Annotated in this window: 15 protein-coding genes and 1 riboswitch; of the genes, 8 read left to right on the forward strand and 7 right to left on the reverse strand. The window is 69.2% G+C overall.

Annotated elements, in window-relative coordinates:
* Positions 1-76 precede the first annotated feature (76 nt).
* The 3 genes from nhaA to OHA18_RS18560 all read left to right on the forward strand — a co-directional run bounded on the left by nhaA (position 77) and on the right by OHA18_RS18560 (position 3,426).
* On the forward strand, positions 77-1,963 hold the full coding sequence (gene nhaA / locus OHA18_RS18550; protein ID WP_329005372.1) for a Na+/H+ antiporter NhaA: 1,887 nt from the start codon (positions 77-79) through the stop codon (positions 1,961-1,963).
* Between the two features lie 65 nt (positions 1,964-2,028).
* Complete coding sequence (locus OHA18_RS18555; RefSeq protein ID WP_329005373.1) at positions 2,029-2,466, forward strand: rhodanese-like domain-containing protein; 438 nt, start codon at positions 2,029-2,031, stop codon at positions 2,464-2,466.
* Positions 2,467-2,583: 117 nt separating this feature from the next.
* Complete coding sequence (locus OHA18_RS18560; protein ID WP_329005374.1) at positions 2,584-3,426, forward strand: SAM-dependent methyltransferase; 843 nt, start codon at positions 2,584-2,586, stop codon at positions 3,424-3,426.
* A gap of 8 nt (positions 3,427-3,434) precedes the next feature.
* Here the strand turns inward: OHA18_RS18560 and OHA18_RS18565 are convergent, their stop codons facing one another.
* From OHA18_RS18565 to OHA18_RS18575, 3 genes are read right to left on the reverse strand one after another with little or no spacing between them, the layout of a single operon-like run.
* Positions 3,435-3,938 carry a tetratricopeptide repeat protein gene (locus tag OHA18_RS18565; RefSeq protein ID WP_329005375.1) on the reverse strand — a complete coding sequence of 168 codons (504 nt, stop codon included), beginning with the start codon at positions 3,936-3,938 and terminating at the stop codon, positions 3,435-3,437.
* A 7-nt stretch (positions 3,939-3,945) separates the two neighbouring features.
* Entirely contained in the window at positions 3,946-4,305 is a 360-nt protein-coding gene (locus OHA18_RS18570; RefSeq protein WP_329005376.1) for a DUF1622 domain-containing protein, read from the reverse strand.
* A gap of 16 nt (positions 4,306-4,321) precedes the next feature.
* Positions 4,322-5,608: an FAD-binding oxidoreductase gene (locus tag OHA18_RS18575; protein WP_329005377.1), complete on the reverse strand. Its 1,287-nt coding sequence runs from the start codon at positions 5,606-5,608 to the stop codon at positions 4,322-4,324.
* 201 nt (positions 5,609-5,809) lie between these two features.
* On the opposite strand from OHA18_RS18575, the gene pdxR reads away from it, so the two are divergent.
* Positions 5,810-7,210, forward strand: coding sequence for a MocR-like pyridoxine biosynthesis transcription factor PdxR (pdxR, locus tag OHA18_RS18580; protein ID WP_329005378.1), 1,401 nt, complete (start codon positions 5,810-5,812; stop codon positions 7,208-7,210).
* Positions 7,211-7,262: 52 nt separating this feature from the next.
* Positions 7,263-8,006 carry a GNAT family N-acetyltransferase gene (locus tag OHA18_RS18585; RefSeq protein WP_329005379.1) on the forward strand — a complete coding sequence of 248 codons (744 nt, stop codon included), beginning with the start codon at positions 7,263-7,265 and terminating at the stop codon, positions 8,004-8,006.
* Here OHA18_RS18585 and OHA18_RS18590 read toward each other — a convergent pair.
* Positions 7,996-8,934 carry an MBL fold metallo-hydrolase gene (locus OHA18_RS18590; protein WP_329005380.1) on the reverse strand — a complete coding sequence of 313 codons (939 nt, stop codon included), beginning with the start codon at positions 8,932-8,934 and terminating at the stop codon, positions 7,996-7,998. The genes OHA18_RS18585 and OHA18_RS18590 overlap by 11 nt on opposite strands.
* Before the next feature lie 116 nt (positions 8,935-9,050).
* On the opposite strand from OHA18_RS18590, the gene OHA18_RS18595 reads away from it, so the two are divergent.
* Positions 9,051-9,926 carry a LysR family transcriptional regulator gene (locus OHA18_RS18595; RefSeq protein ID WP_329005381.1) on the forward strand — a complete coding sequence of 292 codons (876 nt, stop codon included), beginning with the start codon at positions 9,051-9,053 and terminating at the stop codon, positions 9,924-9,926.
* Positions 9,923-10,795: a serine hydrolase gene (locus OHA18_RS18600; RefSeq protein ID WP_329005382.1), complete on the forward strand. Its 873-nt coding sequence runs from the start codon at positions 9,923-9,925 to the stop codon at positions 10,793-10,795. The genes OHA18_RS18595 and OHA18_RS18600 overlap by 4 nt, the downstream gene beginning before the upstream one ends.
* Here OHA18_RS18600 and OHA18_RS18605 read toward each other — a convergent pair.
* Positions 10,792-11,178, reverse strand: a complete 387-nt coding sequence (locus tag OHA18_RS18605; RefSeq protein ID WP_329005383.1) for a RidA family protein — start codon at positions 11,176-11,178, stop codon at positions 10,792-10,794. The two genes, OHA18_RS18600 and OHA18_RS18605, sit on opposite strands and share 4 nt — an antisense overlap.
* A gap of 60 nt (positions 11,179-11,238) precedes the next feature.
* Between OHA18_RS18605 and OHA18_RS18610 the strand changes: the two genes are divergently transcribed.
* Complete coding sequence (locus OHA18_RS18610) at positions 11,239-13,101, forward strand: DUF6807 family protein (protein ID WP_329005384.1); 1,863 nt, start codon at positions 11,239-11,241, stop codon at positions 13,099-13,101.
* On the opposite strand, the gene OHA18_RS18615 is transcribed toward OHA18_RS18610, so the two are convergent.
* Both OHA18_RS18615 and thiS read right to left on the reverse strand, forming a co-directional pair.
* The gene (locus OHA18_RS18615) at positions 13,076-13,849 is read right to left on the reverse strand and encodes a thiazole synthase (RefSeq protein WP_329005385.1); all 774 of its coding nucleotides are present in this window, start codon (positions 13,847-13,849) and stop codon (positions 13,076-13,078) included. The genes OHA18_RS18610 and OHA18_RS18615 overlap by 26 nt on opposite strands.
* Before the next feature lies 1 nt (position 13,850).
* Positions 13,851-14,054, reverse strand: a complete 204-nt coding sequence (thiS, locus tag OHA18_RS18620) for a sulfur carrier protein ThiS (RefSeq protein WP_329005386.1) — start codon at positions 14,052-14,054, stop codon at positions 13,851-13,853.
* Positions 14,047-14,158: riboswitch (TPP riboswitch) on the reverse strand. It overlaps the preceding gene by 8 nt.
* Between the last annotated feature and the right edge of the window lie 55 nt (positions 14,159-14,213).

Raw genomic sequence — 14,213 nt, forward strand, 5'->3', positions numbered from 1 at the left:
GGCGGGCGTTGGATCCACCAGTCAGCTGCGTGGGATGGACCGCGGTGGCTGGCTGTTGCCGATTACAGTGTGCGGCATGGCGGACTTGTCTGGTCTGTTGAGTGGGCGGACCAACTGGCGGCGGGAGTTCGCCGCGCCGATGCGGTCTTTTCTGCGGACCGAGGCGGGTAGTTCCGGTGTGCTCGCGGCCGCGATCCTGCTCGCTCTGGTCTGGGCCAATGTGGCCCCGGGGATGTACGACGATCTGTGGCGGACGCATCTGTCGATCGGGCTCGGTGACGACGTACTGAGTCTGGATCTGCGGGAGTGGATCAACAGCGGGTTGATGACGCTGTTCTTCCTGGTTGTGGGCCTGGAGGCGCGCCGCGAGTTCGACCTGGGTGATCTGCGGGACCGCACCCGGTTCGTGCTGCCCATGCTGGCCGGCATCGCCGGGATGGTGGCGCCCGTACTCATCTATCTCGCCTTCAACGCCGGCGGACCGGGCTCCCACGGCTGGGGCGTCGCGATGTCCACGGACACCGCGCTCGCGCTCGGCCTGCTCGCGCTGGTCGGCCGTGGCGTCCCGGATCGGGTGCGGGTGTTCCTGCTGACGGTGTTCGTCGTCGACGACCTGCTCGCACTGGTCGTCATCGCGGTCGTCTACAGCGAGGACATCAAGCTGATGCCGCTGGTACTGGCGATCATCGCGTTCGCGATCGTGCTGGTCCTCTCCCTGTTCCACGTCCGCAAAGCCTGGGTGTACGTCGTTCTCGGCGTACTCATGTGGGCCGCGCTGCTGAAGAGCGGTGTCGACCCGGTCGTCGCCGGACTGGCGATCGGGCTGACCGCGCCGGCGTACTCGCCCGGCCGGGAGGAGCTCGAGGAGGCGACCGGCCTGTTCCGGCTGTTCCGCGAGCAACCGACGCCGGAGCTGGCGCGCTCCGCGACTGTCGGCCTCACCACCACGATCTCGCCCAACGAGCGCCTGCAGTACCTGTACCACCCGTGGACCAGCTACCTGATCGTCCCGTTGTTCGGCCTCGCGAACGCCGGGGTGACGATCGACATGGCGTTCCTCGGGCGTGCGTTCACGTCGCCGATCACGCTCGGCATCCTGCTCGGGTACGTGATCGGCAAGCCGGTCGCCGTGACGACGGTGTCCTGGTTGCTGGAGCGTCTCAGCGGCGGGCGGATCCGGCCGGGAGTGGGCTGGGCCGCGGTGCTCGGCAGCGGGACGATCGCCGGCATCGGGTTCACCGTCTCCTTGCTGATCGCAACGATCGCATTCGACGGTGCGCAGTTGGCCGAGGCGAAGGTCGGTCTGCTGTCGGCGGTGGTCATCGCATCGGGCCTCACCTGGCTGGTGTTCCGCGCGGCCAAGCTGCTCTCGCCGCCGAAGAAGGCGCTGGCGCTGCTCGGCAAGGCGGAGCAGCTGCAGGACCTGACCGACCCGGTCGATCCGGAGCGTGACCACATCCGTGGCCCGGAGAACGCGTCGGTCACGCTGGTTGAGTACGGCGACTTCGAGTGCCCGTACTGCGGGATGGCCGAGCCGATCGTCCGCGACATCATGCAGGACGACGACCTGCGATTCGTCTGGCGCCACCTGCCACTGTCCGACGTCCACCCACGGGCGCAGATCGCCGCCGAGGTGTCGGAGGCGGCCGCTGCGCAGGGTGCGTTCTGGGAGATGCACGACCTGCTCCTCGCGAACCAGGACAACCTGCAGCCGACCGACCTGATCGGGTACGCCGGGCAGCTCGGGCTGGACGCCGACAAGCTGCACGACGAGGTGAAGCGGCACGTGGCCGCGGCCCGGGTCGCGCAGGACGTCGAGTCCGCCGACACGAGTGGGGTCTCCGGTACGCCGACGTTCTTCGTGAACGGTCAGCGGCACTACGGTGCGTACGACGTGGAGTCGTTGAAGGCGGCGATCAAGGTGGCGCGGGCGCGGGCCAAGATCACCAAACCGCGTGGCTGAATCTTGATGTACTAGGGCATTTCTGCCACTGTTCGCCGTACCGTCCGATGGCTGACGCTGACTGCATGACCAAACAGATCGACCAGGCCGCCGTCGCACACTTCGCGGAACGGCTGGCGTACGAGACGGACGTGTCGGATGTCGCCTCGGACATCGGCGGCGGCGTGACCGGTTGGGTGCTGATCGACAGCCGCAGCCAGGAGAGCTGGGACCAGGGCCACGTCCCCGGAGCGGTCCACCTGCCGACCAGAGAGATCGCGGCTCGCGCGGCGTCCGTCGTACCTGACGGCGTTGCCGTGGTGACGTACTGCTGGGGGCCGGGCTGCAACGGTGCGACCCGCGCAGCCCTGGAGTTCGCGAAGCTGGGGTATCCGGTGAAGGAGATGATCGGCGGGTTCGAGTACTGGACCCGTGAGGGGCTGCCGGTGGAGACCGCCGACGGGATCGATCGCCGGCTGCCGGATCCGCTCACCGCACCGCGCGGGGTGGCGTGCGCGTGCTGAAACCCCTGTGAATGTTGAGGTTTTACACAGACTGAACTCGCCGTGGTGAAACGCTGACTCTCTGTGCGTTACCCTCGTAGTGGACGACGAGCAGCGCCCTCGACGCGAGGAGACAGTGTGAGTGATCAGCCGATGCACGACGGCGGGCTGGTCGCGTTCGGGATCGACTCCACGCGTCCGAGTGTGGCCCGGGTCTACGACTACGCCCTCGGCGGCAAGGACAACTACGAGGCCGACCGTGAGCTGTATCGGCAGATCATGAAGATCGCGCCGGAGACGCCCGTGTGGGCCCGGGAGAACCGGCGCTGGCTCAACACCGCCATCACCTGGCTGGCCGAAGAGGCCGGGGTCCGCCGGTTCATCGACGCGGGCTCCGGCCTGCCGACCGTCGAGAACACCCACCAGATCGCTCAGAAGGCCGACGTGGACGCCTCGGTGATCTACATCGACAACGACCCGTCCGTCGTCGCCCACGGGCGGGCCCTGCTGCTGGACAACGACCGGACCCAGTTCACCGCCGCGGACCTCACGAAGCCCGAGCAGGTGCTGGCCGACCCCGCGGTCGCCGAGCTGCTGGCCGCCGGCGAGCCGGTCGCGCTGGTGATGGCGCTGATGCTGCACCACATCGCCGACTACGAGCAGACCCGCGAGATCGCCGGCAAGTACGCCGACGCGCTGCCGCCGGGGTCGTATCTGGCGATCACGCACGCGTGCAACCCGGGCGACGGGGGTGCCGTCGATGTGCTCGTGACCGAGCTGGTCGAGAAGGTCAAGGACGCGTTCCCGACGCTGGCGTTCCGTTCGGTCGAGCAGATCTCGTCGCTGTTCGGTGAGCTCGAGATCCTCGAGCCGGGCGTCGTCCCGCTGGGCGAGTGGCACGTTCCCGGCGGCCGGGTCGAGGACGAGCGTCCGGCCGACATCCGCGACGCCATCTACGGCGCCGTCGCGCGCAAGGCGTAGAGCCGGCCCTAGCCGAGGTTGGCCAGGTAGTCCGCGTTGCCGCGGATGGCGGCCTCGTAGCGTTTGATCTCCGCGGAGTCGACCTTGTCGGCGATCACCAGCAGCAGTGTCGCCAGCGCCTTGTCCTTGTTCCCGGCGGCGTGCAGGGTCAGCGCCTTGAAGACCCGCAGCGAGTCCGACTCGGGGAACTCCGCGCAGGCGTCCTTGAACACCGCGAGCGACTCGTCGAAACGGTCGAGATTGCGCAGCGTGCTGCCGTACTGCAGCAGGCACTTGCGGCGCGTCTCGCCGGTCAGCCCCGGCAGCGCGCGCTCGTAGTACCCGACCGCCTTCTCTTCCTGACCGGCGGTGTCGTACGACCCACCGACCTCGTAGAGCACATACGCGTTGTCCGGATACTCGCTCAGCAGCTTCTCGAAGAAGGCGATCGTCGGGCCCATGTTCTCGCGGTCCCGCGCGGCGAACGCCGCCTCGATCGTCGCGGCCAGCTCCGGAGTCAGATCTGTCGTCACAGCTCCATCATGCCGCGTCCGACTGCCCGGTCCGTCGTTGCTGCCACGGCCAGGACCCGGAGATCTCCACTTCGAGCGCGAAACTGAGCACCGTCCGGATCACCACGATCAGGCCGAGCACCAGCACGCTCTGGACCGACGTCTCCACGATGATCGTCCGGATGATGTCGCCGACGATCAGGATCTCCAGGCCGAGCAGGATCACCCGGCCGAGGTTCACCCGGAGTTGCTGGTAGCTGCCGGTGCCTTTGCGGACGACGTCGTACGCGTAGCGGATCAGGACACCGGCCAGGCCGATGGCCATGATGACCACGCCGGTGCCCTCGATCACCCGGGCCACATCCGCGAAGACAGACTCGAAGTCCACGCTCCAGAGGTACCAGTCAGGCGGCGCTCTCCGCACTCGCCTCGCCGGGGCAGATGTTCTGGTTGAGGTGGAAGACATTCGCCGGGTCGTACGCCGTCTTCAGCGCCACCAGTCGCTCCAGCTTGGCCGGCGGGAACGCGCGCTGGATCGGGTCGCCGTTCAGCGTGTTCATGTACGCCCCACTCGCGTACGGCGCCAGCGTGGCGGCGTACTCGCGCAGCTGGGCGATCCGCGCGTGGTCCTCGTCCGCGTCCTCCCACCGGGTCGCGGTGACGAACTCGAACAGCGTGTCCCGGTGGCTGAACGCCGCATCGCCATCCGGTACGTCGGCGATCGCGCCGCCGTATGCCTGCAGGCTCGCGGCCACACCAGGCGTCCGCAGCAACGCGCGGATCGCCTCGTCGGGAAGGGCCTTGAAGTAGTGCCCCTTCCAGTACCGCCGGTACCGGTGACCCTGCACGCTGTCGTCACGCGTCTGCAGTTTCAGGTACGTAGTCTCCTCGACGACCTCGTCGGCGACCGGGCCGAGCGCGCGGAACGCCGGCAGCAGGCTGTACCCGCCCTCGCCGACCCACACGTACCCGACGGTCACCGAGTCCGGCTTGATGGTCGCGGTGAACGTCGCTTCCCGCGGCGCGTGCTCGTTCAGGTCGCGCCAGCCGCGCAGCACGTGGAAGCCGGCCGACGCCGGAAAGGTGAGCTCGACGCTCAACGCCCGGGTCCCGACCTCGTGCAACCGGAACTCGAACCTCGTCACGATCCCGAAGTTCCCGCCACCACCGCGCAGGCCCCAGAACAGCTCCGGATTCTCGTCGGCACTCGCCAGGACGACCTCGCCGTCCGCGGTCACGACCTCGTACGACACCACGTTGTCGCAGGCCAGACCGAACCGACGGGCCAGCCATCCCATCCCGCCGCCGAGCGTCAGCCCACCGACACCGGTGTGGGAGACGTTCCCCGCGGTCGTCGCCAGGCCGTACTCCTGCGCCGCCTTGTCCAGCTCGCCCAGCAACGCGCCACCCTGCACCCACGCTCGCTTCAGCGACGGATCCACCTGCACCGCGTTCATCAGCGTCAGGTCGATCATCAACCCGCCATCGGGTACGGCGAGGCCGGCGATGTTGTGCCCGCCGCAGCGGACCGCGATCTCCAGTCCGGCGGCCCGGCCGAACCGCACTGCCTCGGCGACGTCCGCGGTGCTCGAACACCGGGCGATCACGGCCGGCCTGCGGTCGACCATCGCGTTCCAGACGGTCCGGGCCTCGTCGTACCCGGCGTCGCCGGTGCGCAGCAGCGTGGTCATCGGGCCTCCCGGCCTGGACTGAGGAGTGGAGGGAGCGGAGCGACCGGAGCGACGAGGGAAGGCCGGGAGTTACAGCCCCATGACCCGCCGCGCCGGAGGCGTGGCATCAATAGAGTCATCGCTCTCAACTCCTGTCGTTTGGTCTGTTCACCACCCTGACAGCGAAGCGGTACTCCGATAAGGTCCAGTTGTGTGAGCCGAATGAGGACCAGTTCCGGAGCCGGCGAACTCCTGGTCGAGCTCCAGCGGGAGAGCGGCGTACCACTCCACCAGCAACTGGAAGGCGGGATCCGGACCCGGATCCGGGCCGGCCTGCTGCGGGCGGAGACGGTGATGCCGTCCACCCGCGCGCTTGCGCAAGACCTCGGGCTGTCCCGCGGCGTGGTCGTCGAGGCTTACCAGCAGCTCGTCGCGGAGGGATATCTGATCAGCCGCGGCGGTGGGTACACGCAGGTCGCGGACATCGCGGTGGTCGAACCGACGCCCACGCGGCGGTCCGCGAGCGGCCCGCCGCGGATCGACTTCCGCTACAGCCGGCCGGATGTCTCACAGTTCCCCCGCGCCGCGTGGCTCCGATCGATCCGCCGAGTGCTGAACGAGACGCCGTACCGCAGCCTCGCCTACATCGACGGTCGCGGCACGATCGAGCTGCGAATGTCGCTCGCCGACTACCTCAACCGGGTCCGCGGTACGGCGGCCCGCCCGGAGAACATGCTGATCTGCAACGGGTTCGCGCAGGGCTCACGGTTGCTGCTGCAGGTGCTGGCGGCGCACGGGTACCGGCGGCTGGCGGTCGAAGATCCGTCCGACAACGATCTGCGCGAGGTTGCGCGGGCGGCCGGGCTCGAGGCGGTCGGCGTACCCGTGCTCGAGTCGGGGATCGATGTCGACGCGCTCGAGCGGTCCGGCGCGGACGTGGTGCTCGTGACGGCGGCGCATCAGTTCCCGACCGGGGCGGTGGCCTCGGCGGAGACGCGGGCCGCGCTGGTCGCGTGGGCGGCCCGGAACGACAGGCTGGTGATCGAGGACGACTACGACGCGGAGTACCGCTACGACCGCGAACCGATCGGCGCGATGCAAGGGCTGGCGCCGGAGCGGGTCGCGTACGCCGGGACGGCGAGCAAGACGCTTGCGCCCGGGCTGCGGCTGGGCTGGTTGATCCTGCCGGCCTGGCTGGTCGAGCCGATGGCGCAGGCGAAGCTGATGGACGATCGCGGGTCGCCGGTGTTCGACCAGTTGGCGTTCGCAGACTTCGTGGCGCGGGGTGAGTTCGACCGGCACCTGCGCCGGATGCGGCCGCGGTACCGGCTGCTGCGGGACACGCTCGTCGACCAACTGGCGGCGCGGATCCCGGAGCTCGAGCCGGTCGGGGTGTCGGCCGGGCTGCATGTGATGACGTTCCTGCCGCCGGACCTCACCGAGGACGCGGTCCGGGCGGCGGCGTCGGAGCGCGGGGTCGGGGTGTACGGACTGGCGCCGTACTGGGTGTCCGGATCGGGTCCGGCCGGCCTCGTCTTCGGGTACGGATCGCTCAACCGGACAGAAGTTGTCGAGGGCATCGACCTGCTCGCGGACGCCGTCGCGACGATTCGCCGTCGATGAATAAACATCCAATTGATTGCAATTTGATCCGGGCGGGCCTACTCTTGGTGAGGTGATCGCCGCAGCTCATATCGACGCCCTGATGAACCAAGGCTGGCCCGCCGCGCACAGCACCGAACTCGACGGCTGGCTGGTCCGACACAACGACGGAGTGACCCTCCGAGCGAACTCGGTCCTGCCCGCGAGCGCACCCTTCGACCTCGACAGGGCCTTGGACTACGTGGAAAACCTGTATGCCGCGCACCAGATCGCGCCGTCCTTCCAGGTCGGTCCGGCGGCCCAGCCCGGTGACCTCGACGAGTACCTCGCGGCCCGCGGCTACGAGGTCCGCAACCCGACGCTGGTGATGTGCGCCGAGGTCGCCGACGTCCTCGCGAAGCTGCCCGAGCCGGCCGCCGCAGTGAATATTTCCTCGGCGCCCGACGACGACTGGATGGACTTCTGGTGGGCCGTCGACGGCCGCGGCGGATCTGCCGCGCAGGCCGCTGCCCGGCAGATCCTCAACCGCGCCCGCGCCCTGTACGGCGTGATCCCGGCCGGACCGCCGGCCAAGGCGATCGGCCGCCTCGCCCTGGTCGGCGACTGGGCCGGCATCTACTGCCTCGCCGTCGACGGCGAGTACCGCCGGCAGGGTCTCGCGCAGGCGACCATCCACGGTTTGTTGCAGAAGGCAACGACTCTCGGTGTTACCCGGGTCTGGCTGCAGGTGGTCGAGGCCAACGCCCCGGCCCGCGCCCTCTACGACCGCCTCGGCTTCCAGACCGTCTCGCGGTACCACTACCGCGTCAAAGCGTGACCTTCTGCAGGTGATCGAGGACGACGAGCTCGGCGCCTCGCTGTTGGACCGACTTCCGGAGCGGGGTGAGGTCGGTCCACGGGACGCCGGGCTCGTCGAGGGGCTTGTCGAAGTCGTCCCAGTGGGTGGCGATCACCTTCCGCACCGGCTTGATCGTCTGCAGCAGGCGGTCGGTGATGCCAGGTTCGCCGCCGGGGGCCGCGAAGACGACGTCGACCTGCAGGTCGCGCAGGGCGTTCGGGTCGAAGTTCGCCGTACTCAGACTGAGGATCCGCAGGCCGCCGATCGTGATCACGAACGCCAGCGTGCCGCCCTCGACCAGGTCCTCGATCACGCGCGGACGCGCCGGTACGTCGTACCGATAGCCCGGGTACGCGTAGGTGTGCCGCTTGCCGCTGCACGAATGCAACGACGGGTACACCTCGACCGCGAAGCCGTCGAACGGCAGGTACTCGCCGCCGCGGACGGGTGAGAGCAGCTCGTCCGGCGTCCGCATCGCGCGCAGCAGGTTGGCATGCGTCTCGGTGCACAGCACGGTCGCCTGCGTCTTCTTCGCGACATACGGCACGTCGGCCATGTGGTCGTAGTGCCCGTGGTGGACCAGGATCGCGTCGGCCGTGCTGAGGTGCTTGTCGATCACCTCGGGCTTGATCACGAGCTTCGTCTTCGGGTCCGCACCCTCCGGCGTGAACGTCCCCGTCTTGAACCGGGTCAGCCACGGATCGGTCAGTACGACGGTCTTGCCGCACCGGATCTGCCACGCGTGCGTCCCGAACCAGGTCAGCTCGACCGAGTCCCGCCGTGGCTGTGCGACCGGGGTCGTCGCCGCCTCGCTCCGGCCCTCGAGCCCGACCACGCCGGCCGCCCCGACTGCCGCTGCACCGACCGCGGCCGCGCCGGTCAGCATTCCCCTCCGACTCACCTTCACGCTGTCTCCTCTCGTCGTCCTGAGCCTTCAGTCAAGGCGAGGGCTGACCGGGCTGTCGAATATGCTCTTGCGCATGAGCCGATTGTCTGGGGATATCACTGCAGGTCAGTCACGTCATGCTCACTGAACGGCATCTGCAGATCTTCATCGCGCTCGCCGAGGAGCAGCACTTCGGGGACGCGGCTCGGGTCGTCGGCATCACCCAGCCGCCGCTGTCACAAGGTCTGCGCCGCCTCGAAGCGCTCGTCGGCGCCAAGCTCTTCGAACGGGGCGCCGGCCAGGTCGAGCTCACCCCCGCCGGCGTCGCGCTCCTGCCGTACGCGCGCCGCGCGCTGACCTCGATCGAGGAGTTGCACCAGGCCGCGGTCGCCCGCGATCCGGAGGGACCGGAGATCCGGCTCGGTCTCGCGCCTGAGGTCCCGCCCGCGGCCGGCGCTGCGGTGGCAGCGGCTTCCGGTGCAGTGATCCCAGGCAGCCGCGTCACGGTGGTGACTGCCTCGACCAGTTCGCTGATCAACCAGGTGAACACGGGCCGGCTGACGATGGCCGCCGTACTGCATCCCGTCGTACTCGACGGACTGGAAGCCGGCCCGGTCTCGCTGCTTCCGACCTGGGCGCTTGCGCCGGCCGGGGCGGTGGATGGGGAGGTCGTCGGGTTGCGCCAGCTCAAAGGGCTGCCGGTCGCGGTCCGGCCGCGGACCGAGGCGCCGGCGGCACGCGATCTGTTCCTGGACACGCTCGCCCTGCATCGACCTACCGGCGGCACAGTCGTCGTGACCGACGAGCGAGCCGGCTTGGCGATGGCCGCCGCCGGACAGGCGATCGTGGTGACCGCGGACCCTGCGCTGACAGCGCCGGGCGTGACGCGGCACCGGCTGGCCGACGATCCGCTGCCGTTGCGGCTCCGCCTCGTCTGGTCGAGGACTCGTATGCCGTTCCTCCGGCCGAACGACGTGATGGCGCAACTGACCGAAGCGTTGGTGGCGTCGTGAACGCCCGGATCCGGGGCGTGTTCGAGGACGCCGGCGTACGCGGCTGGCTGCATGCGATCGCGCTCGACGAGCCCGAGTCGATGGTCGAGGTCGACGCGGACGGGATCGTGCCGTTGGCCTCGGTGTACAAGCTGCCCTTGCTGGCCGGATTCTGCCGGCTCGTCGACCTCGGTGAGGTGGATCCACGGGAGCAGATCACACTCGACCCGTCGGCGAAGACGGCCGGGCCGACCGGGTTGTCGGTGTTCGCGGATCCGGTCACGGCATCGCTGCGGGATCTGGCGCTGTCGATGATGACGGTCTCCGACAACGCGTCGGCGGACGCGCTGCTCGACATCGTTGGGTTGCCGCGGCTGGCCGAACTACTGGAGTCGTTCGGCCTGCGTCGGACCCGGGTACGCCGGGGTACGGCGGGCAATCTGCTCGACCTGCAACGCCGTACCAGGACGAACGATCCGGACGCGGCGCTCGCCGTACTCGCGGACAACGACCGGACCGATCCGGTTGGCATCTACGAAGCCGTGAACGCATCGGCGAGCACCGCCCGCGACATGACGCTGTTGCTGCAGCGGTTGTGGTCGGGGGAGTTGCTGTCACCGGAGCAGACCGAATTCGTCAAGGCGACGATGCAGCAGCAGGTGTTCCTGCACCGGATGGCGTCCGGCTTCCCGCACGACGGCGTACGCGTCGCCGGGAAGACCGGGACGTTCGGTGCGTTGCGCCACGAGGTCGGCGTGGTCACCCTCCCGGGCGGCGCATCCTTCGCCATCGCCGTCTTCACCCTCGCCGCCCGCGGCGACAACCGCCAGCCCCGAGTAGACACCGCCATCGGCGAAGCCGCCCGCCTATCCGTCGACCTGCTGCGTTAGACGATCGCGAAGACTTCGATTTCGAGCAGTACGTCGGGGTGGAAGAGGGCGGCTACCTGGACGGCGGAGGCGGCCGGCTTGGTGCCGGGGATGTACCGGTCGCGCACCGCCCGGATCGCCGGCATGTTCGCCATGTCGGTGACGAAGATCGTCATCTTCGCCACGTCCTCGAAGGTCGCGCCGGCGCCGGCCAGGCAGCGCTCGAGATTCGCGAACACCTGCTCGGCCTGGGCGCCCGGATCGCCGACGCCGACGAGCTTCCCGTCCGGGTCCAGCGCGACCTGTCCGGCGATCGCCACCCACTGCCCGTGACCGGTCACCACATGGCTGTAACCGTTGCCCGGGGCAACTCCGACCGCACGCGGATACTCCAGTTTGCTCATGCGTCAGATATACCCGGACAGGGGTTGAGAAACCGGTTTCCGTCGGGAGAGGATACGGAGGTGGGCCGGACACCGAAGGACTCGATCACGATCGCCGACGTCGCGCGGGCGGCGGAGGTGTCGCGGGCGACCGTGTCCCGGGTGATGAACGGCCGGCTCAGTGTCGCGCCCGAGATCGTCGCCCGGGTGCGCGCCGCGGCGGACCGGCTCAACTACCGGCCCAGCGACCTGGCCCGCAGCCTGTCCCTCGGCCGGACGAACATGGTCGCGCTGGTGGTCCCCGACCTCGGCAACCCGCTGTTCCAGCAGATCCTGCGTGGCATCACGAACGCGTCCGCGGCGGCCGGCTACCGCGTGCTGGTCGCCGAGACCGACGAGGACCCGGCCGCCGAGGCGGAGATCGCGATCGAAGCGCGGCGGCGGTGCGACGCGCTGATCATGGTCTCGCCGCGGTTGGACGAGGAGCGGCTGCTCGAGCTGTTGCCGCAGGTGCAGCCGGTCATCCTCGTCAACCGGCAGGGGCCGGAAGAGGTCTCGTCGGTGGTCGTCGACTACGGCCGCGCCGTCCGGATCGTCGTCGATCACCTGGTCGGTCTGGGCCATCGGCGGCTCGCGTTCCTGTCGGGGCCGGCGGCAAGCGCGTCCAACACGCTCCGGGTGCGGGCGCTCGACGTCGCCGAGCGGGAGATCCCAGGGCTGGAGCTCGTCCGGCTCGAGTGCGGCCGCTCGATCGAGGACGGGTACGCCGCGGTTGAACGGGTGCTGGAGTCGCACGTGACCGCGGTGGTCGCGTTCAACGATCTGGTCGCGTTCGGTTTGCTGGCCAGGCTCAACGAGGTCGGCGTCGCCGTACCGGCTGATCTGTCGGTGACGGGCATGGACGACATCGGGCTCGCGCGGTTCGCCGTACCGTCGCTGACTACGGTCCGCGTTCCGCAGAAGGATCTTGGGGAGTTGGCGTGGCGGCGGTTGCACGCGTCGATTGCTGCACCGAACGGCGATGCGGACGCCGTACCGGAGCTGCGGTTGGCGGTGCGTGCGAGCACTGGGCCGGTGCCACAGGAGCCGCGGTTGCACGGCGGTACGTCGGCAGGCCGCGTCGGATGGCAGCAGCAGGGTGACATCTTTGCGCTGGGGAGCGATTCGGGGCTGCTGGCGCGGTACGAGTTCGGTCGACGGATGCCGCAAGTACACGCACCACGGCCGTACCTGCACCCGGTCCGCACGCTCGGCGGACACCCGCTGACCGAGGTCAGTCCGGTCGACCATCGGCACCACTACGGCGTCTCGCTAGCCGTGCCGATGGTCAACGGGACCTCACACTGGGGCGGCCGGACCTACGTCCGCGAGCAGGGCCCGACCCTCCTGACGAACCATGGCCAGCAACGCAGCCGCGGCGTCACGGCCAACGGTGACGAGTTGATCGACGACATCACCTGGTACGACGAACAAGGGCGACCGCAGCTGGTCGAGCGCCGTCGTCTCCTCGGTGGACTCAGCGCAGGCGGATGGCGACTCGACTGGCGCAGCGTCCTGACTGCCCGCTACGGCTCGCTGCAGATCGAAAGCCCAGCCACGTCCGGTCGCGAAGGCGCTGCGTACGGCGGGATCTTCTGGCGACTGCCCGCGGCCGAGACGACGGTGCTCTCAGCCGACGGTGAAGGCCTGGACGCCGCCTTCGGCTCGGTGAGCCCTTGGCTCGCCTTCGTCCAGGGCGACGTGACACTGATGCTGGTGCAGCCCGACGACGTGCGGCCGTGGTTCCTCCGCGTCGAGGGGTACGTCGGCGCGTGCCCAGCGCTCGCGTGGGACAGCCCGCTGACGTTGCAACCCAATCAGGAGCTGTCGCTGTCGCTCACCGCACTCCTACTGGATCGGCCTGTAGACCGGGCCGAGGCTAGAACGTTGGCAGCCCAGCTGTAGGCGACGACGCGAGCGCCGACTGCCAGCGGCGCGGGACCCGGCCGGCGAGGCGTGCGGCCCGGCCCGCGGAGACGGCGTCGCGCATCGCGGCGGCCATCAGCGCGGGCTTCTCCGCGCGGGTGACCGGGGTCGCGAGCATGACCGCGTCACAGCCGAGCTCCATCGCCAGTGCGGCGTCGCTCGCCGTACCGATCCCGGCATCGACGATGACCGGAACGTTCGCCGCTTCCGCGATCAGCGCGAGGTTGTGCGGGTTGCGGATGCCGAGCGCGGAACCGATTGGTGCGGCCAACGGCATCACGGCCGCGCAGCCTGCCTGCTCGAGCCGGCGGGCGAGAATCGGATCATCGTTCGTGTACGGCAGCACGGTGAAACCGTCGGCCACCAGCGTTTCCACGGCATCGAGCAGCTCGAACGGATCGGGCAGCAGCAGGTGGTCGTCGGCGACGACCTCGACCTTGATCAGGTCGGTCTCCAACGCCTCCCGGGCCAGCTTCGCCGTCAGCACGGCCTCGGCCGCGGTGTGGCAGCCGGCCGTGTTCGGCAGTACGTCGATGCTGTGCTTCTTGAGCACATCGAGCACCGAGCCCTCGTGCCCGGTGCCGAGCCGACGCATCGCGACCGTGGTCAGTTGGGTGCCGGAGGCAATCAATGCCTCCTCCATCACTTCCAGGCTGGCCGAACCGCCGGTCCCCATGATGAGCCGGGACGTGTACGTCCGCCCGCCGAGCTCCAGTGGATCATCCATCTCAGCCTCCCTGCGTCGCGCTGACGATCTCGACCCGGTCGCCGGGCTGCAACGCGGTCTGCGCCCACTCGGCCTTGGTCAGCACGGTCTGATTCACCGCGACCGCGATCCCGGTGGTGCGATCGGAGTACTCCGTGATCAGCTCGGCCACGGACTTGCCGGCCGGTACGTCGATCGCCGTACCGTTCACCCAGACGGATTCCATCGCGCTTCCTCCCTACGCCGGAATTACCCGATTCAGGTTCAGCGGTCGGTGACGGCGTAGTCACCCTCTCAGCCCACTCCCGGCGAGCTCCCGCGGACGTCTCGACTATAGCGTCTCGGCCACGCGGGGCGGCTATCGTGACCAAAAGTGCGGGGAGGG

Source organism: Kribbella sp. NBC_00709, assembly GCF_036226565.1.
GTDB lineage: Bacteria > Actinomycetota > Actinomycetes > Propionibacteriales > Kribbellaceae > Kribbella.

Bases quoted from the DNA above. Each gene is read 5' to 3' on its own strand.
- nhaA (WP_329005372.1), top strand. From the start codon at position 77: ATGGCGGACTTGTCTGGTCTGTTGAGTGGGCGGACCAACTGGCGGCGG.
- OHA18_RS18555 (WP_329005373.1), top strand. From the start codon at position 2,029: ATGACCAAACAGATCGACCAGGCCGCCGTCGCACACTTCGCGGAACGG.
- OHA18_RS18575 (WP_329005377.1), bottom strand. From the start codon at position 5,608: ATGACCACGCTGCTGCGCACCGGCGACGCCGGGTACGACGAGGCCCGG.
- pdxR (WP_329005378.1), top strand. From the start codon at position 5,810: ATGAGGACCAGTTCCGGAGCCGGCGAACTCCTGGTCGAGCTCCAGCGG.
- OHA18_RS18595 (WP_329005381.1), top strand. From the start codon at position 9,051: ATGCTCACTGAACGGCATCTGCAGATCTTCATCGCGCTCGCCGAGGAG.
- OHA18_RS18605 (WP_329005383.1), bottom strand. From the start codon at position 11,178: ATGAGCAAACTGGAGTATCCGCGTGCGGTCGGAGTTGCCCCGGGCAAC.
- OHA18_RS18615 (WP_329005385.1), bottom strand. From the start codon at position 13,849: ATGGATGATCCACTGGAGCTCGGCGGGCGGACGTACACGTCCCGGCTC.
- thiS (WP_329005386.1), bottom strand. From the start codon at position 14,054: ATGGAATCCGTCTGGGTGAACGGTACGGCGATCGACGTACCGGCCGGC.